Here is a 20104-nt window from a genome sequence, read left to right as displayed (position 1 = left end):
CGACGTGCCGCAACCGATCGAGCTCTATTACTGGCCCACGCCGAACGGATGGAAGATCACCATCGCACTGGCCGAGATGGACCTGCCCTACAACCTCAACCTCGTGAATATCGGCAAGGGCGAGCAGTTCGCGCCGGAGTTCCTGAAGCTCTCCCCCAACAACCGGATGCCCGCGATCCTGGATCCCGAGGGGCCGGACGGGGCGCCGATCTCGCTCTTCGAGTCCGGTGCGATCCTGCAGTACCTCGCCCGCAAGACCGGGACGTTCTGCGGATCGACGGAGCGGGAGCGGATCGAGGTTGACCAGTGGCTGATGTGGCAGATGGGCGGGCTCGGGCCGATGGCAGGCCAGGCGCACCACTTCCTAAAGTACGCGCCCGCGATGGAGCCCCCGAACGACCTTCCTTACGCCAAGGACCGCTACCGGAATGAGACCGGGCGGCTCTACGGCGTGCTGAACAAGCGGCTGGCGGATCGGGAATACGTGGCCGGCGACTTCTTCTCCATCGCCGACATGGCGATCTGGCCCTGGGCGAGCCTGTGGGAGGGGCAGCAGCAGGACCTCGATGACAAGCCGCACATGAAGGACTGGCTCGACCGTTGCGCCGCGCGCCCCGGCGTGCAGGCGGGCCGGGCGGTGGCCGCCGAGTTGCGCCAGAACCTCCAGGATCAGAAGGACACGCACAAGGTCCTCTTCGGGCAGAAGGCGGGCAACTGATGAAGAGCGGACAGCACATCCTCGCCCTCGACCAGGGCACGACCTCCTCGCGCGCAATCGTCTTCGACGACAAGCTGCGGCCCGTGGCGACGGGGCAATACGAGTTCACCCAGCACTTCCCCCAGCCCGGCTGGGTCGAGCACGATCCGGAGGAGATCTGGAGCTCCACGCAGCGCGCGGTGCGCACGGCGCTGACCGATGCGGAGCTGACGGGGCGTGGGATCGCCGCGATCGGCATCACCAACCAGCGTGAGACCGTGGTGGTCTGGAACCGCGAGACGGGCGAGGCGATCCACCGCGCCATCGTCTGGCAGGACCGCCGCACGGCGGAGACGACGGCGAAGCTGCGCGACGATGGCCGCGAGGCGATGGTGACGGAGCGGACGGGGCTGCTCTTAGACCCCTACTTCTCCGCCTCCAAGCTCGCCTGGCTGCTCGATCACGTGGAGGGCGCGCGGGCGGACGCGGAGGCCGGGCGCCTCGCCTTCGGCACGGTCGATAGCTGGCTGATCTGGAAGCTGACGGGCGGCGCGCGGCATGTGACGGACGCGACGAACGCCGCGCGCACCATGCTCTACAACATCCACGAGGGGCGGTGGGACAGCGAGATGCTGTCGCTCTGGAACATCCCCGCCGCGATGATGCCCGAGGTGCTCGACTGCGCCGCGGAGTTCGGCGAGACCACGGACGAGACGATGGGCTGCGCCATCCCGATCCGCGGCGTGGCGGGGGACCAGCAGGCAGCGACCGTCGGCCAGGCGTGCTTCGAACCGGGGATGCTGAAATCGACCTACGGGACGGGATGCTTTGCGCTGCTGAACACCGGGGAGACGGCGGTGCGGTCGGAGAACCGGCTGCTCACCACCATCGGCTACCAGCTCGACGGCACACCGACCTACGCGGTGGAAGGCTCGATCTTCATCGCCGGGGCAGCGGTGCAGTGGCTGCGTGACGGGCTTCGGATGATCCACTCGGCCGGTCAGACGCAGGGGCTGGCGGAGGACGCGGACCCCGCGCAGAACGTCTACCTCGTGCCCGCCTTCACCGGCCTCGGCGCGCCCTACTGGGATGCGGAGGCGCGCGGGGCGCTCTACGGCCTCACCCGCAACACCGGTCCGGCGGAGATCGCGAAGGCGACGCTGGAGAGTGTCGCCTACCAGACCCGCGACCTCTTCGAAGCGATGAAGAAGGACGGCGCGGGCGGCGACGTGGTGCTGCGCGTGGATGGCGGCATGACGGCGAGCGACTGGACGATGCAGGCGCTGGCCGATCAACTTCAGGCCCCCGTCGACCGGCCCGTGGTGCGGGAGACGACGGCGCTTGGGGCGGCGTATCTCGCCGCCTATCAGTCCGAGCTCGCCGGACCGCCGCAGGAGTTCGCCAAGGGCTGGCAGCGCGAGCGTCAGTTCGCGCCGAAGATGCCGACGGAGGATGCGGACCGGAAATACGCAGGCTGGCGCGACGCGGTGCGGCGCACCCTGAGCTCCACCTGATGTGGGCCGCGGCCGCCCTGCTCTGGATCGTTGCGGTGGTGACGCCGGGGCCGAACTTCTTCGTCATCGCGCGGCTGGCGGCGGCGAACGGGCGGCTGGCGGCCTTGGGCGCCGTCGCAGGCGTTGCGGTGGGCACGGCGGTCTGGGGGCTGGCCGGGCTCTTCGGCATCCGGGCGCTGTTCGCGCTGGCGCCGGGCGCCTTCGTGATGCTGAAGCTGGTGGGCGGCGCCTACATCCTGTGGCTCGGGGTGAAGGCGCTGCGCGGGGCGCTTGTAGGTGGCGCGGAGCCGGAAGTTGCGCCCGGCCACGGCTTCCGCCTGGGCCTGATGACCAACCTCGCCAATCCGAAATCGGCGGCGTTCGTCGCGGCGCTGTTCGCCGCGACTCTGCCGCCGGATCTGAGCCTCGCGGCCGGGCTGACGGCGGTGGCGATGATCGTCGCGATCTCCGCCGGATGGTACGCGCTGGTGGCCCTCGCCCTCTCCCGCCCCGTGGTGCGGCGAGGCTACCTGTCACTGCGGCGCGGCGTGGACGCGGCAGCCGGGACGATCTTCGCGGCCTTCGGGCTCTCGATGATCCGCGACGCGGTGCGCCCATGATCTGGACCGTTGAGGCACCGCCGGGCCGGATCGGCATCATGGGCGTTCCGCGCTCGGCGGAGGATATCGAGAGGATCGTGGACTGGGACGCCGGCATGGTCCTGTCGATGACCACCGCCGCCGAGATGCCGATCACGCTGTCGCAACCCCTGTCGGACCACGGCATCGGGTGGGAGCACCTGCCGATCCCCGACTGGCGCGCGCCACCCGCGGAGGTGCAAGCCCTCTGGCGCGATGTCGGCCCGCGCGTGCATGCGGTGCTCGACGACGGCAAGGGGGTCATCGTGCACTGCCGCGGCGGCTGCGGACGCTCCGGCATGATGGCGCTGCGCCTGCTCGTCGAACGGGGAGAGGCCGCCTCGAAGGCCCTCGATCGCATCCGGAAGGTCCGCCCCTGCGCGGTGGAGACCGATGCGCAGTACAGCTGGGCCGCCGCCGTTTGACGGTTGCAAATCGCCGCCGCAGCCTGACCTGAAAAACGGGGAGAAACGACATGACGGTCCTGATCGCGGGCGCGGGCATCGGCGGGCTGACGCTGGCGCTGAGCCTGCACGAGGCGGGCGTGCCCGTCCGGGTCTTCGAGGCGGTGCGCGAGATCAAACCGCTGGGCGTCGGCATCAACGTGCAGCCCCACGCGGTGCGGGAGTTGCAGGCCATGGGCCTGTCGGATGCGCTCGACCGGGTGGGGCTGAAGACGGAGGAGGTCGCCTACTTTTCCTCCCACGGGCAGCTCGTCTGGGCCGAGCCGCGGGGGCTGAAGGCGGGCTACCGCTGGCCGCAATACTCGCTACACCGCGGCGGCCTGCAGATGGAACTCTACCACGCGCTGATCGAGCGGGCGGGGCCGGAGGCGGTGACGACCGGCGCCATGGTCTCGGGCTGGGTCGAGGACCCGGACGAGGTGGAGGTCCAGCTCACCGACCGCAAGAGCGGGGAGAGCCGGGGGCTGGTCCACGGCTCCCTCCTGATCGGCTGCGACGGGATCAACTCGACGGTGCGCAGCGTGCTCTATCCCGACGAGGGGCCGCCCGCCTGGGGCGGCATCATGATGTGGCGCGGCGTGACCGAAGGGCCGCGCTATCGCACCGGGCGCACGGTTGCGATGACCGGCTGCAAGCGGCGCAAGTTCGTGGCTTACCCGATCGCGGACACCGAGGGCGGCAGCCTGATCAACTGGATCGCCGACCTCGCCTTCCCGCCGGAGCACCTCTTCGCCCGGCAGGACTGGAACCGGCCCGGCGATCCGGCGGACATCCTGCCGCATTTCGCGGACTGGTCCTTCGACTGGCTCGACGTGCCGGACCTGATCCGGCGGGCCGAAAGCATCTGGGAATACCCGATGGTCGACCGTGATCCCCTGCCCCGCTGGCGGCACGGCCGGGTGACGCTGCTGGGTGACGCAGCGCACGCGATGTATCCCATCGGCTCGAACGGGGCGAGCCAGACGGTGCTCGACGCGCGCGTTCTGGCGCGGGAGATCGCGCGGCAGGGCGCCGGTATCGCGGCGCTCGACACCTACGAGGCGGAGCGGCGCGAGGCGACCTCAGCCATCGTGCTGGCCAACCGCGGCGACGGGCCCGATGCGGTGCTCGACATCGTGGAGGGCCGCGCGCCGCAGGGCTTCGAGCGGATCGAGGATGTGCTGAGCCGGGAGGAGCTTGCGACGGCCGCCGACGGTTACAAGCGGATCGTGGGCGGGGACATGGCGCGGCTCAACGCCTCCGAAGCGATCCGGGTCGCATGAAGCTCGCCACGGTCGCACTGCCGGTGCCGGATTACGATGCGGCGATCGCGTTCTTCACGGCCGCCGGGTTCGAGCTGCTGGAGGACACGGCGCTCGGCGGCGGCAAGCGCTGGGTGAAGGTCGGCGCGCCCGAAGGCGGCTCGGCGCTGTTGCTGGCGCAGGTGGCCGACCCGGTTCCGGCGGCGGGTGGTCGGGTCGCTTTCTTTCTGGAGACGGCCGAGTTCGAGGCGACGGCCGCGCGGCTGGAGACGGCGGGTGCCATGTTCGAGGAAGCGCCGCGCGACGAGCCCTATGGCCGCGTCGCCGTCTGGCGCGATCCGTGGGGCAACCGCTGGGACCTGATCCAGCCGGCCTGAGCCGGCCGAGGGATCGTCAAACGCTGTGGCGGCTGCCGGGTGCGGGCGGCGGATGGGGCGGGCCGGCGAAGCACTGGGCGTTCTCCATCCAGCGCTGGGCGACCTCGCCTTCGACCACCAGCGCCGTATCGGCCACGTTCCGCGTCTGCGTTACGACCTGGGCGAAGTGCTCGGCCTCACCCTCGATCCGGCCTGCGGCTGCGTCCCCCCATTCCTTCACCTCGTCACCGATGGTCAGGCGGACGAGCGGCATGGTCTCGGGCACCGGCCAGTCGCGTACCTGGTGGGTCCAGCCGAAGGTGTTGATGCCGAGCATGACCACATTCCACAGCCGCGGCGTGGGTTTTCGGTCGAGCCCCGCGACGTCGTAGATCGCCTGCCCGTGCGACCAGACCTCCATGATCCGCGCCGTCATCGACGAGCGGACCGACATGGACGGCCCCGCCCATTTCAGGCGACGCTTGGGGTCCTCCGCCGCCCATTCCGCACCCATCCGCTCGTAGCGGGCCTGCCAGGCGGCGACCAGCGCCCGGCCCGTGGCAGGCACCAGCTCGAGCTCGGTCACCCGCGTGTTGCCGCCCATCACGGCGGCCCCGGCCTTGGGGATCGTGGCGAGGAACGCCTCCTCATCCGTGCGGGCGAGGTCGGCGAGGCCGTCCCAGACGTGGAGGTGGCGGACGATCTCCTCGACCGTCCAGCCCTTGAAGAGGGTGGGCGTGGCGAGGAACGCCACCGGACGGGCGGCGATCACGCGGTGGAGCGCGCGGGCTTCCTCCAGAAAGTCGATGGCCTGCTGCATCATCCGATCTCCCAATCCTTGAGGACGTCGTCGAGATCCGCGCCGCGGGCGGGCGGCGGGCGGTCGAGCGCGCCCGGCGTGCGCGACAGGCGCGGGGCGGGCGCGGGCTGCGTGACGCCGTCGCGGGTCTCGAAGGTCCGGCGGGCGGCGTTGTGCGGATGCTCCGGCGCCTCGGCAAGCGAGAGGACGGGCGCGACGCAGGCATCGGTGCCCTCCAGCAGCTCCATCCACTCGGCGCGGGGGCGGGTGGCGAAGAGCGCGGCGAGGCGGGCCGAGAGCTCGGGCCAGGAGGCCGGGTCATGCTGGGGCGCGGTACAGTCCGCCCCCGTGAGCTCCAGCAGGCAGGCGTAGAACTGCGGCTCGATGGCACCCACCGCGAGCCACTTGCCATCGGCGCATTCATAGCAGCGGTAGTAATGCGCAGCACCGTCGAGCGCGTTGCTCGCCCGCCGATCTTGCCACAGCCCGTTCGCCGCCATCCCGTAGATCATCGCCATCAGATGCGCCGTCCCGTCGGTGATCGCGGCGTCCACCACCTGCCCCTTGCCGGAGGTCCCGCGCTCCACCAGCGCTGCAAGCAGTCCAGCCACCAGGTACATCCCCCCGCCGCCGAAATCGCCGACGAGGTTGAGGGGCGGCACCGGGGCCTCGCTGCCGATCGCGTGCAGCGCGCCGGTCAGCGCGATGTAGTCGATGTCGTGCCCGGCGGCATGGGCCAGCGGGCCGTCCTGCCCCCACCCGGTCATGCGCCCATAGATCACCCGGGGGTTCGCCGCGAGCGCCACGTCGGGGCCGAGCCCGAGCCGCTCCATCACGCCGGGGCGAAAGCCCTCGATCAGCAAGTCCGCCTTGCCGATGAGGGAGAGGGCGAGCGCGTGGCCCTCCTCCGACTTCAGGTCGGCCACCACCGAGCGGCGGCCGCGCGCCAGCACGTCGTAGTCCATCGGGAAAAGATCGCCGCCGCCGGGCCGGTCGATCCGCACCACGTCAGCGCCCATATCCGCCAGCCACATCGCGGCGAAGGGGCCCGGCCCCAGCCCTGCGAACTCCACCACGCGGATGCCCTTGAGTGGCCCCACCGGTTCCCTCCCCGTCTTTTGGCCAGAGCGTGGCCGAAACCGCCCGCGGCCACAAGGGCTTGACCCCGGCGGGCGGCCCCGGCCTTGTGAGCCCTGAGACGAGGAGGACGAACCATGACCGGCGGCGAGCTTTTGATGCAGTGCATTCTGGCGCAGGGCGGCCGCATGGGCTTCGGCGTGCCGGGGGAGAGCTACCTCGCCCTCCTCGACGCGATGCGCGACGCGCCGTTCCGCTTCGTCAATGCGCGGCACGAGGGGGGTGCTGCCTTCATGGCGGAGGCTTGGGGCAAGCTCACCGGCGAGGTCGGCCTCTCCTTCGTCACACGCGGACCAGGAGCCACGAACGCCGCCATCGGCGTGCATTCGGCGATGCAGGCCTCCACCCCGATGATCCTCTTCGTCGGACAGGTGGGGGCGGAGATGCGGGGCCGCGAGGCGTTTCAGGAAGTCGACTACCGCGCCGCCTTCGGCCCCCTCGCGAAATGGGCGGTGGAGATCGAACAGGCCGACCGCATCCCCGAGATCGTGGCGCGGGCCTGGGCGACCGCCCAATCCGGCCGCCCGGGTCCGGTGGTCGTCGCCCTGCCCGAGAACGTGCTGAGCGCCGAGGTCTCGGCCCCCGTCTGCCGCCCGGTCGTCGTCGCGGAACCGGCGCCGTCGGCGGAGGACGTGGCGGCCGCGATCGACGCGCTTGCAAAGGCGGAGCGCCCCCTGATCCTCGCCGGAGGGTCCGCCTGGCGCGACACGGGCCGCGCCGACCTGCAGGCCTTCGCCGAGGCCGCGGACATCCCGGTCGTCGTGAGCTTCCGCCGGCAGGACGTGATGGACAACGCCTCGCCCTGCTATGCGGGCGACGCGGGCGTCGGGATGCCCGCGGCCACGGCGCGGCTGATCCGGGAGGCGGACGTGATCCTCGCTATCGGGCCGCGCTTCGGGGAGATGACGACGGACGGCTACACGCTCCTGCGCGCACCCGATCCGGAGCAGGTGCTGATCCACGTGCATCCTTCGGCCGACGAGATCGGGAAGATCTATACACCGCGGCATGCGATCGTGTCCGGGCCAAACCGGATGGCGGCGGCACTGCGGGACGCGGGCCTTCGGCCAGTGGCGGCCCGGGCGGGGTGGCGCGAGACCGCCCGCGCCGGCGTCGAGGCGGTCTTCCGCACCCGCCCCCAGCCCTCGCCAGTCGATATGGTCGCGGTCTGCGCCCATCTGCGCGAGGTGCTGCCGCCGGACACTATCCTGACCAACGGTGCCGGCAACTTCGCCACCTGGCCCTCCCGCCACGTGCCGTTGGGTGGGGGCCGGAGGCTCCTCGCCCCGCAATCGGGTGCGATGGGCTACGGCATCCCCGCCGCCATCGCCGCGAGCCTGGAGGCGCCGGAGCGCACGGTGGTCTGCTTCGCCGGCGACGGCGACTTCCAGATGACCGGCATGGAGCTTGCGACCGCGGCGCAGGAAGGAGCCCGACCCATCGTGCTGGTCCTCGACAACCGCAGCTACGGCACGATCCGCATGCACCAGGAACGGCACTTTCCGGAGCGGGTGTCCGGCACCGATCTCAGCAACCCCGACTTCGCGGCCCTGGCGCGTGCCTGCGGCCTTCACGGCGCCCACGTCGCCCGGACCGAGGACTTCCCGGCCGCCTTCGACGCCGCCTTGGGCTCCGGAACCGCCGCAGTCCTGCACCTCGACATCGCGACGGAAGCGATCACCCCGGGCCAGACCATCGCCGAAATCCACGCGGCCGCGTCCGGGTGACTGACTGCCTCAGACTTTGCTATTTTCGGCCAAAACAGTCGCGACAAGGGCGTGCTAACCTTCATTGCAAATCGCGTTCACAATCATCGACGAGGGAGTTGTCGGGGATCGGTCATGCTTAAGCTGTCACGGCAGCCCAAGTCGCGGGGTGGTGCATAAGACGCGGAAAAATAACATTTAACCGAGCTTCTTTCAGGTGAAACGCTGCCTCAGCGCTTCTTCTGACCGACCTTCCGCGCCTGCGCCGCCGCCGCCTTCAGCTCCTCGGCGATCTCGTCGGCCTCGTCGGGGTCGAAGTCCAGCGGCAGCTCCACCCCGTCGCCCTCGACATAGAGGCGCACCATGCCCCGGTCGGTCGGGCCGATCTGCAGGTTTGCCGCGATGTCGCTTTCGCTGTTGATGCCCATGGTGCAATCTCCTTTGCCGCGCCACGTATAGCGGGCCGCCGCGCATGTCCAGATCGCCCCTTGCAATCGGTCAGGCCCGGCGGTATTTCGCAGGCCAGTGCCGACATAGCTCAGTAGGTTAGAGCGCTTGATTGTGGATCAAGAGGTCCCCCGTTCGAGCCGGGGTGTCGGTACCATCCCCTCCGGACCCGTCTAAGCGATGTAGATCGCCCGGAAATCGTTGACGTTGGTCAGCGTCGGTCCGGTCACGACCTGGGCGCCCAGCGCCTCGAAGAGGCCGTGGCCGTCGTAGTCGCGCAGCGCCCGGGCGAGGTCGCCGCGGTCCGTGTCGGGCCCGATCACGGCGCCCGCGACCTCCGCCGCGCCATCGACGCCGTCCGTATCGGCGGCGAGCGCATGGATGCCGGATGCGCCGTCGAGCGCCTCCATCAGGCCCATCAGGAACTCCACATTGCGCCCGCCTCGACCCGGCGCGCCCTTGGGCAGCGTTACCGTGGTTTCCCCACCCGACAGCAGCACGCAAGGCGGACGGATCGGCAGGCCATGGGTCTTCACCGACAGGGCGATCCCGGCCATGGCACGTCCGACCTCGCGCGCCTCACCCTCGATCGCGTCGCCGAGGATCAGGCAGGGCACGGGGGCCACCGCCTCCGCCGCGCGCAGGCTCATCAGCGGCGTGGCGATCATGCGCAGCTCGGTCCCGGGCAGCGCATCCGGCGTCTCGTTGGCCGGATCGGCGAGGGCGTGGCGGATGCTCTCCGGCAGGTCGAGGCGGTAGCGCGCCACGATCTCCAGCGCGTCTTCCAGCGTCGTCTTGTCCGCGACCGTGGGGCCGGAGGCGATGTCCGCCGGATCGTCGCCCGGCACGTCGGAGATCACAAGCGTCAGCACCCGCGCCGGCGCCGCCGCCGCCGCGAGCCGCCCGCCCTTCACCGCCGAGACGTGCTTGCGCACGCAGTTCATCTCATCGATGGACGCACCGGAGGCGAGCAGCGCGCGGTTCAGCGCCTGCTTGTCGGCGAGGCTCACGCCCGGCGCGCCGAGCGACAGCAGCGAGGAGCCGCCCCCGGAGATCAGCGCCACCATCAGGTCGCCTTCGCCGAGGCCGGTGGCGAAGTCCAGAATGCGCCGCGCCGCCGTCTCTCCCGCCGCATCGGGGACGGGGTGTGCGGCCTCGACGATCTCGACCCCTTCGCAGGGGACCGCATGGCCGTAGCGCGTGACGATCAGGCCCTCGCAGGGACCCCACGCCGCCTCCAATGCCGCGCCCATGGCGGCCGAGGCCTTGCCCGCGCCGACCACAACGACCCGGCCCTCGGGCTTCGGCGGCAGATGCTCGGCGAGGACCTTCGCGGGCAGCGCCGCCTCCACCGCCGCGCCGAAGAGATCCCGCAGGAGCCGCTCGGGGTTCAAAGCGCGGCCTGCGCGGTGACGGAGCGCATGGCGATCGCCACCTCGTGATGCAGGTGCCGGGCAAAGGAGCGCATGACGAAGATCCTGACCCCACCCTCGATCCCCACGACCAGCGCCATGAGATGCGCAAACTCGCTGCGCTGCGCCGTGCCGGTGGCGATGGTCGCGGGGTCAAGCGGACAAAGGCGGGCCAGCACCCCCTCCCAACCCGAGCCCGTCAGGTCGAGCGCCGCCCAACCGTCGGACTGGTCCGTGACCCGGCCCTCGGGACGGTCGCCGAAGACGAACCAGTGCGCATGATCGGCGCGGATCGCCTTGGCGGTCGGGGCGGTATCGACGGCGACGGACCACATCCGCTCGATCGGGTACTCGGAGAGGCGCAGGCCGCCAGCAGTCAGCGGCAGTTCGCAGGTGGCAAAGGGGGAAGTCGCGGTGAGGGTCATTACCGAAGACTCTCACAACGAGCGCCGATGGCATCCAAGGGCGCGCACCGACGAAAGACTTTCGCCCGGCGGTACCGCCGGGCAGCGCCCGAGCCTCCCCCCGGGAGGGCGCTTTGCAGCCTCTCAAGTCGCTCCGCCGTGGATTGTCTTGAGGGGACAACGCCTTGAGCGACCGTCACGAGGGCGCCCACCCAGGCTCGGGCGCGGCCCTCCGCAAACAGTGTCGTCGTATCGTTCACCGCTTCACGCACGCATCCGCTCCCCATCCGGGTCGAAGAAGACCGGATCACAGATCTCGCACGTCACGTCCGCTCCGCGCAACAGGTCGACGGCCCGGATCCGCTCGCCATGCCGCGCGCGACCGTTCACGAGGAAGCCCAGCGCCAGCGGCCCCAGCGTCGGCGAGATGCAGGCCGAGGTGATGTAGCCCTGATCCGTGCCCGTACCCGGCACCGCGCCCTCCGCGAAGAGATGCGCTCCGGCAAGCAGCCGCCCCTCCTCGACCGCGCGCAGACCCACCAATTGCTGGCGGTCCGGCCCAATCAGGCCGGGCCGCGCGGCCAGCACCTTGCCGATGCAATCCTTGGAAGGGCTGATCATGCGACCCATGCCGAGGTCCTCCGCAGTCACCCGGCCATGGATCTCGGAATGGGTGAGATAGCCCTTCTCGATACGCAGGATGTTGAGCGCCTCCATCCCGTAGAGCCCGCCGCCGCGCGCCTCCGCCTTCTCGGCCAAAAGCCTTGCGAGCGCATCGCCGTAGCGGGCGGGCACGGCGACCTCGTAGGCCTGCTCGCCGGAGAAGGAGATGCGGAAGAGGCGGCCCGGCACGCCCGCAACGATGGTCTCGACAAAGGCCATGAAGGGGAGCGCCTCGGTAGAGAGATCCGCCTCCACCACCTCCGCCAGCAGGTCGCGCGCCTGCGGTCCGGCGACGGCGAACTGCGCCCACTGATCCGTTACAGAAATCACCGACACATCGGAATTCTGTAACAGAACCTGCGCGCAGAATTCGATATGGGACATCACCTCCCCGGCCGCCGCGGTGGTCGTGGTGATGACGTAGTGCTCCGTCCCCAGCCGCGCGCAGGTGCCGTCGTCCATCACGTGGCCGTCTTCGCGCAGCATCAGGCCGTAGCGCACCCGGCCCTCCTTCAGCGTGGACATCTTGCCGGTGTAGATGAGGTCGAGCAGCGCCTGCGCCCCCGGCCCCTGCACGTCGATCTTGCCGAGCGTGGTGACGTCGCAGATGCCGACTGTGTTGCGCACGTAGCCGACCTCGCGATCGGCGGCGGTTTTCCAGTCCTCGCCGCCCTGCGGATAGTAGGCGGCGCGATGCCAGAGCCCGGCTTCGAGGAACGCCGCCCCCCTCTCCACCGACAGATCATGCGAAGGCGTCAGGCGGTGCGGCGCGAACTGATCTTCCCGCGCGCGGCCGGCCATCGCGGCGATGGGCACGGGCGTGTAGGGCGGGCGGAAGGTGGTGGTGCCGACCTGCGGGATCTCCCGGCCCGAAAGCTCGGCGAGCACCGCGAGACCGCCGACATTGGAGAGTTTACCCTGATCGGTCGCCATGCCGAGCGTGGTGTAGCGCTTCATGTGCTCGACGGAGGTGAAGGCCTCGCGGTGGGCGAGTGCGACGTCCTTCACGGTCACGTCGTTCTGGAGGTCGAGCCAGGCGCGGCCCTTCGCCTCCACATGCCAGAAGGGGGTGATGCGGGTGGGGCCGTCCTCGGCCTCGGGCACCTCGCCGCCGCCCCCGGCCTCGGCCCCGGCGCGCAGGGCGGCTGCCGTCGAGAAATCGCCGTTCGCCGCTCCGATGGCCGTGAGGCCCGGTACCGCGTTCTCCGCCGGGACGAAGGCCGCGATGTCCTCACGCCAGACCGGGCGTCCGTTCATTTGGCAGGTAAGGTGGACCGAGGGGTTCCAGCCGCCGGAAACGGCGAGGCAGTCGCAGGCGATCCGCTCGGTCCGGCGACCGTGGCGCACCTCGATGCCCTTCAGCCCCCAGTGGCCGCTGGTGGAGATCACCTCGCCTTGGATCAAACGGGCCTGCACGTCGGGCGCCGTGCCTTCGCGCGTGTCGATGAGGGCCGCGACCTCGATGCCCGCCGCCTCCAGATCGCGGACCGTCCGCCAGCCGTCGTCGTTGTTGGTGAAAACAGCGATCCGCTTGCCGGGGGCGACGCCGTAGCGGTGGAGGTAGGCGCGCACGGCGCTCGCCTGCATCACGCCGGGGCGGTCGTTGCCGGGGAAGGCGATCAGGCGCTCATGCGCCCCGCCCGCCAGCACCGCGCGCCGGGCGGCGATCCGCCAGAAGGTGCCGCGGGGGCAGTGCTGCGGCAGCGTGCCGAGATGCTCGGCGACCCGCTGATAGGCGCCGTAGGTGCCGCCGTCATAGGCGCCGGTGACGGTGGTGCGGGTCATCAGCGTCACGTTGGGCAGCGCGGCCAGTTCCGCCGCGACCCCGGCGGCCCAGTCGGCGCCGCTCGTGCCGCCGATCTCGAAGCTCTCAGCGTCCAACCGCCCGCCCGGCCGCACATCCTCGTCGACGAGGATCACCCGGTCGCCCCGCCGGGCGGCGGTGAGTGCCGCCATCAGGCCCGCGGGCCCTGCGCCGATCACCAGGAGATCGCAATGGGCGAAGGCCTTGTCATGGGCCTCCGGCACCTCGCCGGACAGCGCGCCGAGCCCCGCGGCACGGCGGATCATAGGCTCGTAGACCTTCTCCCAGAAGCTCTTGGGCCACATGAAGGTCTTGTAGTAGAAACCCGCGCCCAGGAACGGCGCGAGCCGGTCGTTCACCCCCATCAGGTCGACGGCGAGCGAGGGCCAGCGGTTCTGGGAGGCGGCGTCGAGCCCGTCGAAGATCTCTTGCGTGGTGGCCCGCACATTGGGCCGGTCACCGATGGTGAAGAGCGCATTGGGCTCCTCGGAGCCCGCCGTCACAACGCCGCGCGGCCGGTGATACTTGAAGGACCGGCCCATCAGCCGGGTGCCCCCTGCGAGCAGGGCGGAGGCTAGCGTATCGCCCTTCATCCCCGGATGCCCGCGGCCGTCCACGGTGAAGCGCACCGAGCGCGACCGGTCGATCCGGTTGCCGTGGGAGGGAAGCCTCATGCCCGCTCCACCTTCAGAATCTGGTGGGTGCGCGTGTCCCGCTCGACCCGCAGCCACGCGCGACAGCCCGAGGCGTGCTGCCAGAGCTCAGCATGGGGTCCGGCGGGGTTGTCGCGCAGGTGGACATAGGCGTCCCAGGCCTCGGCGGACGCCTCCGCCCCCGGCCGGTCGGCCAGCCGCGCGTCCCCGAGATAGGAGAACTCCCGCAGGTCGCGTTCGCCGCAGAGGGGACAGGTGATCCTCATCGCAGGTCCAACGCCTGGAACGAAATGACATTGCTCCGCTCGACCACAGCCTTCAGGCCCTGTGCAGGTGCCGCCCGCTCGATCTCGTCGATCTGTTTGCGGATGCCGCGGTTCACGATGAAGAGCCAGATCAGTCCGCCGAAGAAGGTCAGCGACCCGGCGGCGAACAGCTCGAACACCTCGTTTGCCAGCAGCCACTGATCCGCATCGGGATCGGCCGAGAGCCCCATCAAGGCGATTACCGCACCGAAGGAGATGAGGACACCGATGCCCAACAGCTTCTTCTGCTTCTTGCCGAGTTCCGCTACCGCCCGGCGCAGCTCCTCCGGCACCCGGTCCTCCCAGTATTCGATCCGTTCAGCCACGCCCCACCTTCATCTTTCCCGAAATACGCACGATCCCGCCCTCAATGCCGGTTGGGACGCGCCCCGGTCCCTTCCTCGTCCAGAAGATGCCCGGTGGCGAAGCGGTCGAGGCGGAACTTGGCGGCGACCTCGTGCGGTTCGCCCGTCGCGATCAGGTGGGCGAAGCACCAGCCCGAGGCGGGCGTCGCCTTGAAGCCGCCATAGCACCAGCCGCCATTGAGGAAGAGCCCGTCCACCGGCGTGCGGTCGATGATCGGCGAGCCGTCCATGGTCATGTCCATGATCCCGCCCCACGACCGCAACAGCTTCGCCTGGCCGATCATCGGGACCATGCTCATCCCGGCCTCCATCACGTGCTCGACCATGGGCAGGTTCCCGCGCGCGGCGTAGGAGTTGTAGAAGTCGAGGTCGCCACCGAAGACCAGTCCGCCCTTGTCCGACTGGCTGATGTAGAAATGGCCCATGCCGAAGGTGACGACGCCGGGGATGCAGGGCTTCAACCCTTCGGAGACGAAGGCCTGCAGCACGTGGCTCTCGATCGGCAGGCGCAGGCCCGCCATCTCGCCCACCTGGGAGGTGCGCCCGGCGACCGCCATCCCGACCTTGCCGGCGGCGATGGAGCCGCGGGTGGTCTCCACCCCCGTCACGCGGCCATCGGTGATCTGGAAGCCCGTGACCTCGCAGTTCTGGATCAGGTCGACGCCCATCCGGTCCGCCCCGCGTGCATAGCCCCAGGCGACCGCGTCGTGCCGCGCCGTGCCGCCGCGCCGGTGCAAGAGCCCGCCGCGGATCGGAAAGCGCTGGTTGTCGTGGTTGAGAAAGGGGGCATGGGCCCGCACGCCACCGGCATCCAGCAGCTCCGCATCGTCGCCCTGCAGGAGCATCTGGTTGCCGCGCCGCGCAAACGCGTCCACCTGCCCGTCCGAATGGGCGAGGTTCAGGACGCTGCGCTGGCTCATCATGGTGTTGTAGTTGAGCTCCTGCTCCATCCCCTCCCACAGCTTGAGGGAGTGGGAGTAGAACTCCGAATTGCCGGGCAGCAGGTAGTTGGCGCGCACGATCGTCGTATTCCGCCCGACATTGCCGCCGCCCAGGTACCCCTTCTCCAGCACTGCGACGTTGGTAATGCCGTGGTTCTTGGCGAGGTAATAGGCGGTGGTCAGCCCGTGCCCGCCGCCGCCGATGATGACGACGTCGTAGCGCGACTTCGGCTCCGGCGTGCGCCAGACCGGCCGCCAGCCCTTGTTGCCGGTCAGTCCCTCGCGAATGATCCTGAAGGCCGAATAACCCATGGCGCCACCTGAGCTTGCGCAGCGGGCCGAGGCAAGGGCGCTTGCGACGGCCCGGTGTCGTTTTCAGGGCATCGCCTGCCGCGCGGCATCAAGCCAGCCGAGACCCGCCTTGGTCGCACCCGCCGGGCGGTACTCGCAGCCCATGGCGAGGTCCGGCGTGGCGCGCGCCGCCGCGACGATCAGCGCGATCTCGTCGGGGCCAGGCTCGTGGCGGCCGGAGAAGCCCGCGACCTGCCAGTGGGCGACCAGCGGCGCGTGGCGCGCGATGCGGTCCGCGACCTCGCCGTGGATCCGGTGGCAATGGTAGAGGTCGAATTGCAGCCGCAGGTTCGGCAGGTCCATCCCGGCCACCAGCGCTGCGCCTGCATCCATGTCGGCGAGGTGATAGCCCGGCATGTCCACCGGGTTGATCGGCTCGACAGTCAGAGTGAGATCGCCGAGCGCGTCGGCCGCAAAGGCCAGGTTCTCGCGATAGACCGCGTCATCGCCGCCGATCCCGGCCATGGCGTGCAGCGTCCGGCAGCCCAGCGCCGCGGCATAGTCCGCCGCCCGCGCGACGCCCTCCCGGAACGCCGCCTCGCGCCCCGGCAGGGCGGCGAGGCCCCGCTCCCCGGCCTCCCAATCGCCGGGGGGCAGGTTGAAGAGCACCTGTTCGAGCCCCTCTCCCTCCAGCCGCGCCGCGATCTCCCGCGCGTCGAAGGCGTAGGGAAACAGGAACTCCACCGCCTCGAACCCCGCGGCCCGCGCCGCCGCGAACCGGTCGAGGAAGGGCAGCTCGTTGAACATCATAGAAAGATTGGCGGCGAGGCGCATGGGCAGGTCTCCTTCGCCCGCGATCCTCGCCGCGGTCGGCGCCCCGTGTCGAGCCCCGCCTTCATCTGTCCCGAAATATCCCCGCCGGAGGCGAAGGCCTCAATCCCGCGCGGCGTCCAGCACCTCGCGCAGCCGGGTGAGCCCCGGCAGCAGGTCGTCGGCGAGCCCCGCGGGCAGGTGGGGCATGACCTCGGTCAGCTCCGGCCCGATCGCAGCGATCGCCCCCTCGCGAAAGCGCCGGCCCGCGTCGGTCAGGAAGACGCATTTCGCGCGCCCGTCCTCCAGGCTCGGCTCCAGCCGCACGAGGTCGCGGGCGACGAGGCCCTTCAGCGTGAAGCTCATCGTCGTCTTCGGCACCTGGAAGGCGCGGGACAGGCGCAGGGGCGTCGGCCCCTCGCCCACCCGCACCAGGTGGTTCAGCACGCTGAAATGGAGCACCGTCAGCCCGTCGAGATGCCGCTCCAGCATCGCTCGGCTGAGCTGCTGGAGGATGCCGATCTCGTTGAAGAGACGGAACATCTTGGCGGCGTCGTCAGGTGCGGATCTTGGCATCGAGGCTCCAGCGCGGCGTCTGCGGGACCGGCCCGGCATGGCCCAGCCGCCCCAGCATCTGCACAGTCTCGCCGGGGGCCGCAAGCATATCGTGCGCCGCCGCGTAGTGCTCCGCCATCTCCGGATACTCCTGCAGGCACTGGGACATGGGGTGCAGCCCCAGTCCGGCTTGCGTCGTGGCGAGGTTGAGCCGGAGCCAGCGCCGCCCGGCCTCGAGCTGGTCGACGCGGGCATTTCCGGCGGTGTTGATCCAGACGAAGGCGGGGGTGCCCGTGATCATGGCGCTGTACATGGCGACGCCCTGCTCATAGGCGGTGGTGCCCGGCGTGGCGAGCTGGTCGCGCGTGACGAGGCCGGCGAGCATCAGCGCCTCCAGCATCGGGCCGCCGAGCTCGATGCCGTCGGGGTTCGCCTCGATCTCCGCCTTGCCGAGGCGCATGACATTGACGCTCTCCATGTGCTTGGCGGGGGTCGAGGACTCGACCCGCCAGGAGGCCCAGCAGAGGTCGCGCAGGGCCGCGACGCGGGCGGGATCGGTGGTGCCGTCGGTGGCGAGGTCGGGGCCGGTGAAGGGGGCGGTGTCGGGCACCCGCTCCATGTCGTAGGGCACCTTGGCGGAGCGGCGCTCAACGATGGCGGGGAGCAGCGGATCGGGGGTGGCGCCGGGGCGGAACACGGCGCGCGCGACGAGCCGGTCGTCGAGGCGCCCGTCCGGCTCGCCCTCGGGAAATGGCGTGATGTCAACGGCATGGCCGGTGGCGGTGGCGGCGAGGCGGAGCTGTTCGAGGAAGCAGCCGAGGGAGATCGTGATCTGGCGGTCGAGGGGGTCAGTCTCGGGCAAGAGGCGGGTGCGGTCGACGTGGAGCACAACCTCATCCTCGCCCACGAGCTCCACCAGCCAGGGCTGCAGGTTGTGGGAGTTGGGGGCCAGGATCGCGTAGGACAGCGCGTCGCGCCGCGCCTCCCCGTAGCTGCCTGCAAGTCCCCACGGAGCAAGGGCCTTTTCGGGTGTGCGGGTGAGCGCGAAGCCGGTCGCGGTGACGCCGGCGGCGGCGATGACGCCGCCTCCGACGAGGGCGAGAGTCTGGCGGCGGGTCAGGGACATGGGGGCCTCCGGTCGGGTTGATGTCCCTCCGACATAGTACAATCTTGCACTTAAACAAGTGCAGCGTTGCACTATTAACCATGCCCGACGGCCCGGCAGGCCGCGTATGATCTGCGTATGAAAAGCGTATGACATCCGTATGCCACCCAGCGGACCGGCCTCCGCCCCGCGAAAGGTTAACGGGGGTGCGACATGCAAGCGGTTTGGAGGGGGCGGGACGCGTGCTACCTTACGCAAAGTCAAGCAGAGGAGTATCCAGATGAAGACCCTTGTCCTGGCACTCGCCATGACCGCCGCCCCGCTGACCGCTTTCGCGGCGGGCTGCAACTGGGGCCAAGAGCAGGTGATGTCCTGCGCCCCGGGCACGACCTACGACGCGGACACGCGCACCTGCGTGGCGACCACGAGCTGATCCGCCCGCAGATCGAGATCCTGAGGCGCCCCGGCATCGTCCGGGGCGTTTTTCCTGACGGAATGTCGCAGGCGGGGGTTCAGCCGGGTCGGAGAATCTGATACAACCTGCGGACGAAATGATTGGTGCCACGATTTGTGGAGGGCTGCACATGATGAAGGATATTGATCTCCCAGCGCTCTGAGAGCCTGCAGCCCCCTGGCCGTTGCGGCGGCCTTTTTCCAAAGACCAATCACAGGATCGCAGCCATGCATCCCCCGTTTTTCATCTTCGACCGCAAGGTCGATCGCGACCCCGACTCCCGTTCGTCCCGCCGGGACAACCGGCACGTGCTGCCGGTCCAGCCCTGCATCACGCCCGGTGAGTTCAACCCGCTGGCCCACACCCTGCCCCGCGTGTGCTCCGAAGAGCATGACGGGCAGAACGACCCCCGCTTCGTCCCCCTGGCCCCGCGCCGGCGGGTCAACCTGTGGAAAAAGCTGCGGTGGTTCCTGAGAAAGGGGTGGCGGGAGAGTGCTTAAGCCCGCCCCCTTATAGACACATCGATTGCGACTTTGTATTCCTATGCCACCGAACATGCAGCAAGAAGACAGAAAACATGAAGTCGGAAGCGCCGAGCGTTCGAAAAAAAGCATTTAATTGCCCACACTGCAACGTGCTAACAACTCAAACTTGGTATGAGGCCCTCGCAAATCGTATAGCAGGCGCCCGAACAACACCTGACGTCACGATGTATAGGAGTGATAGCGATGGCAATGAGAGCAAAGTACCACCAACAGGAATTGAAGCCCTGATTACTGCAGTACATACGGCTCAAAATATCAACGCACTTCAACTACTAGAAATCTCTCCCGACACTGTCGCTGAATACTCAATAATAAAGCTATTTATGTCATCTTGCTATCATTGCTCAAAAATATCAATTTGGGTCAATGATAAGTTAGTCTATCCTATTGCAAACACAGCACCTCTGCCAAACCCCGACCTACCGAAAGATATTTTAGATCTATATAAAGAAGCGGCGTCGATTCTGAATAGCTCTCCGCGCGGAGCAGCAGCCCTTTTACGGCTGGCCATACAGATGCTATGCAAAGAGCTTGGCGAGGAAGGCTCTAATATTAACAAGGATATTGGCTCTCTTGTTTCCAAGGGCATGCCTCAAGACGTGCAAAGAGCGCTTGATGCAGTACGTGTAATTGGAAATAATGCTGTTCACCCTGGAAAAATAGACTTTTCAGACGATAACGAAATTGCAATTACACTTTTCAAATTAATCAATATTATTACAGAAAAAACTATCTCAGAGCCGAAGCAAATTAATGATATTTACAATTCCCTCCCCCAAAGCGCACTTGAAGGCATCAAACAGCGCGACATGAAGTAAG

22 protein-coding genes and 1 tRNA gene are annotated in these 20104 nt (G+C 68.9%); 11 read left to right on the top strand and 12 right to left on the bottom strand.

Annotation, left to right across the window (positions count from 1 at the left end):
* Nucleotides 1-4: 4 nt before the first annotated feature.
* Genes I0K15_RS14400 through I0K15_RS14375 form a run of 6 tightly spaced genes read left to right on the top strand, consistent with a single transcriptional unit; the run spans nt 5 to nt 4910 of the window.
* Nucleotides 5-718, top strand: a complete 714-nt coding sequence (locus I0K15_RS14400; protein WP_196102200.1) for a glutathione S-transferase N-terminal domain-containing protein — start codon at nt 5-7, stop codon at nt 716-718.
* Nucleotides 718-2211: a glycerol kinase GlpK gene (gene glpK, locus I0K15_RS14395; protein ID WP_196102199.1), complete on the top strand. Its 1494-nt coding sequence runs from the start codon at nt 718-720 to the stop codon at nt 2209-2211. Before I0K15_RS14400 ends, glpK begins: the two co-directional genes overlap by 1 nt.
* Nucleotides 2211-2810: a LysE family transporter gene (locus I0K15_RS14390; RefSeq protein WP_196102198.1), complete on the top strand. Its 600-nt coding sequence runs from the start codon at nt 2211-2213 to the stop codon at nt 2808-2810. Before glpK ends, I0K15_RS14390 begins: the two co-directional genes overlap by 1 nt.
* Nucleotides 2807-3253: a protein-tyrosine phosphatase family protein gene (locus tag I0K15_RS14385; RefSeq protein ID WP_196102197.1), complete on the top strand. Its 447-nt coding sequence runs from the start codon at nt 2807-2809 to the stop codon at nt 3251-3253. Before I0K15_RS14390 ends, I0K15_RS14385 begins: the two co-directional genes overlap by 4 nt.
* A gap of 50 nt (nt 3254-3303) precedes the next feature.
* A complete protein-coding gene (locus I0K15_RS14380; protein ID WP_196102196.1) occupies nt 3304-4554 on the top strand; it encodes a flavin-dependent oxidoreductase in 1251 nt (416 codons plus the stop codon).
* Entirely contained in the window at nt 4551-4910 is a 360-nt protein-coding gene (locus I0K15_RS14375; RefSeq protein ID WP_196102195.1) for a VOC family protein, read from the top strand. The genes I0K15_RS14380 and I0K15_RS14375 overlap by 4 nt, the downstream gene beginning before the upstream one ends.
* A gap of 16 nt (nt 4911-4926) precedes the next feature.
* Here the strand turns inward: I0K15_RS14375 and I0K15_RS14370 are convergent, their stop codons facing one another.
* Nucleotides 4927-5709, bottom strand: a complete 783-nt coding sequence (locus I0K15_RS14370; protein ID WP_196102194.1) for a maleylpyruvate isomerase family mycothiol-dependent enzyme — start codon at nt 5707-5709, stop codon at nt 4927-4929.
* The gene (locus tag I0K15_RS14365) at nt 5709-6788 is read right to left on the bottom strand and encodes a CaiB/BaiF CoA transferase family protein (protein WP_196102193.1); all 1080 of its coding nucleotides are present in this window, start codon (nt 6786-6788) and stop codon (nt 5709-5711) included. The genes I0K15_RS14370 and I0K15_RS14365 overlap by 1 nt, the downstream gene beginning before the upstream one ends.
* 114 nt (nt 6789-6902) lie before the next feature.
* Here I0K15_RS14365 and I0K15_RS14360 point away from each other — a divergent pair, with 114 nt between their 5' ends.
* On the top strand, nt 6903-8552 hold the full coding sequence (locus tag I0K15_RS14360; protein WP_196102192.1) for a thiamine pyrophosphate-dependent enzyme: 1650 nt from the start codon (nt 6903-6905) through the stop codon (nt 8550-8552).
* Between the two features lie 209 nt (nt 8553-8761).
* Here the strand turns inward: I0K15_RS14360 and I0K15_RS14355 are convergent, their stop codons facing one another.
* Nucleotides 8762-8959, bottom strand: a complete 198-nt coding sequence (locus tag I0K15_RS14355) for a DUF6324 family protein (RefSeq protein ID WP_196102191.1) — start codon at nt 8957-8959, stop codon at nt 8762-8764.
* Between the two features lie 99 nt (nt 8960-9058).
* Between I0K15_RS14355 and I0K15_RS14350 the strand changes: the two genes are divergently transcribed.
* Nucleotides 9059-9135 (top strand) — tRNA-His (locus I0K15_RS14350).
* A gap of 16 nt (nt 9136-9151) precedes the next feature.
* Here I0K15_RS14350 and I0K15_RS14345 read toward each other — a convergent pair.
* The 9 genes from I0K15_RS14345 to I0K15_RS14305 all read right to left on the bottom strand — a co-directional run bounded on the left by I0K15_RS14345 (nt 9152) and on the right by I0K15_RS14305 (nt 18307).
* The gene (locus I0K15_RS14345; protein ID WP_196102190.1) at nt 9152-10372 is read right to left on the bottom strand and encodes a glycerate kinase type-2 family protein; all 1221 of its coding nucleotides are present in this window, start codon (nt 10370-10372) and stop codon (nt 9152-9154) included.
* Nucleotides 10369-10815 carry an aminomethyltransferase family protein gene (locus I0K15_RS14340; protein ID WP_196102189.1) on the bottom strand — a complete coding sequence of 149 codons (447 nt, stop codon included), beginning with the start codon at nt 10813-10815 and terminating at the stop codon, nt 10369-10371. The genes I0K15_RS14345 and I0K15_RS14340 overlap by 4 nt, the downstream gene beginning before the upstream one ends.
* A 243-nt stretch (nt 10816-11058) precedes the next feature.
* The gene (locus I0K15_RS14335) at nt 11059-13935 is read right to left on the bottom strand and encodes a sarcosine oxidase subunit alpha family protein (protein WP_196102188.1); all 2877 of its coding nucleotides are present in this window, start codon (nt 13933-13935) and stop codon (nt 11059-11061) included.
* The gene (locus I0K15_RS14330; protein ID WP_196102187.1) at nt 13932-14180 is read right to left on the bottom strand and encodes a sarcosine oxidase subunit delta; all 249 of its coding nucleotides are present in this window, start codon (nt 14178-14180) and stop codon (nt 13932-13934) included. The genes I0K15_RS14335 and I0K15_RS14330 overlap by 4 nt, the downstream gene beginning before the upstream one ends.
* Nucleotides 14177-14545 carry a hypothetical protein gene (locus I0K15_RS14325; RefSeq protein ID WP_196102186.1) on the bottom strand — a complete coding sequence of 123 codons (369 nt, stop codon included), beginning with the start codon at nt 14543-14545 and terminating at the stop codon, nt 14177-14179. The genes I0K15_RS14330 and I0K15_RS14325 overlap by 4 nt, the downstream gene beginning before the upstream one ends.
* Nucleotides 14546-14586: 41 nt before the next feature.
* Nucleotides 14587-15837, bottom strand: coding sequence for a sarcosine oxidase subunit beta family protein (locus tag I0K15_RS14320; protein ID WP_196102185.1), 1251 nt, complete (start codon nt 15835-15837; stop codon nt 14587-14589).
* A 63-nt stretch (nt 15838-15900) separates the two neighbouring features.
* Nucleotides 15901-16650, bottom strand: coding sequence for a hydroxypyruvate isomerase family protein (locus I0K15_RS14315; protein ID WP_230374134.1), 750 nt, complete (start codon nt 16648-16650; stop codon nt 15901-15903).
* Between the two features lie 99 nt (nt 16651-16749).
* Complete coding sequence (locus I0K15_RS14310; protein ID WP_230374133.1) at nt 16750-17169, bottom strand: MarR family winged helix-turn-helix transcriptional regulator; 420 nt, start codon at nt 17167-17169, stop codon at nt 16750-16752.
* 13 nt (nt 17170-17182) lie between these two features.
* Complete coding sequence (locus I0K15_RS14305) at nt 17183-18307, bottom strand: Acg family FMN-binding oxidoreductase (RefSeq protein WP_196102183.1); 1125 nt, start codon at nt 18305-18307, stop codon at nt 17183-17185.
* Nucleotides 18308-18566: 259 nt separating this feature from the next.
* Between I0K15_RS14305 and I0K15_RS14300 the strand changes: the two genes are divergently transcribed.
* The 3 genes from I0K15_RS14300 to I0K15_RS21090 all read left to right on the top strand — a co-directional run bounded on the left by I0K15_RS14300 (nt 18567) and on the right by I0K15_RS21090 (nt 20103).
* A complete protein-coding gene (locus I0K15_RS14300) occupies nt 18567-18719 on the top strand; it encodes a carbohydrate-binding module family 14 protein (RefSeq protein WP_196102182.1) in 153 nt (50 codons plus the stop codon).
* 248 nt (nt 18720-18967) lie between these two features.
* Nucleotides 18968-19240, top strand: coding sequence for a hypothetical protein (locus I0K15_RS14295; protein WP_196102181.1), 273 nt, complete (start codon nt 18968-18970; stop codon nt 19238-19240).
* Nucleotides 19241-19317: 77 nt separating this feature from the next.
* Entirely contained in the window at nt 19318-20103 is a 786-nt protein-coding gene (locus I0K15_RS21090) for a DUF4145 domain-containing protein (protein WP_230374132.1), read from the top strand.
* The last annotated feature ends 1 nt before the right edge of the window (nt 20104 follow it).

The organism is Pontivivens ytuae (genome assembly GCF_015679265.1).
In the GTDB taxonomy this organism is placed as follows: Bacteria; Pseudomonadota; Alphaproteobacteria; order Rhodobacterales; family Rhodobacteraceae; genus Pontivivens; species Pontivivens ytuae.
The sequence above is the reverse complement of the archived record's forward strand: the minus strand, read 5'-3'. Positions and strand labels throughout refer to the sequence as shown.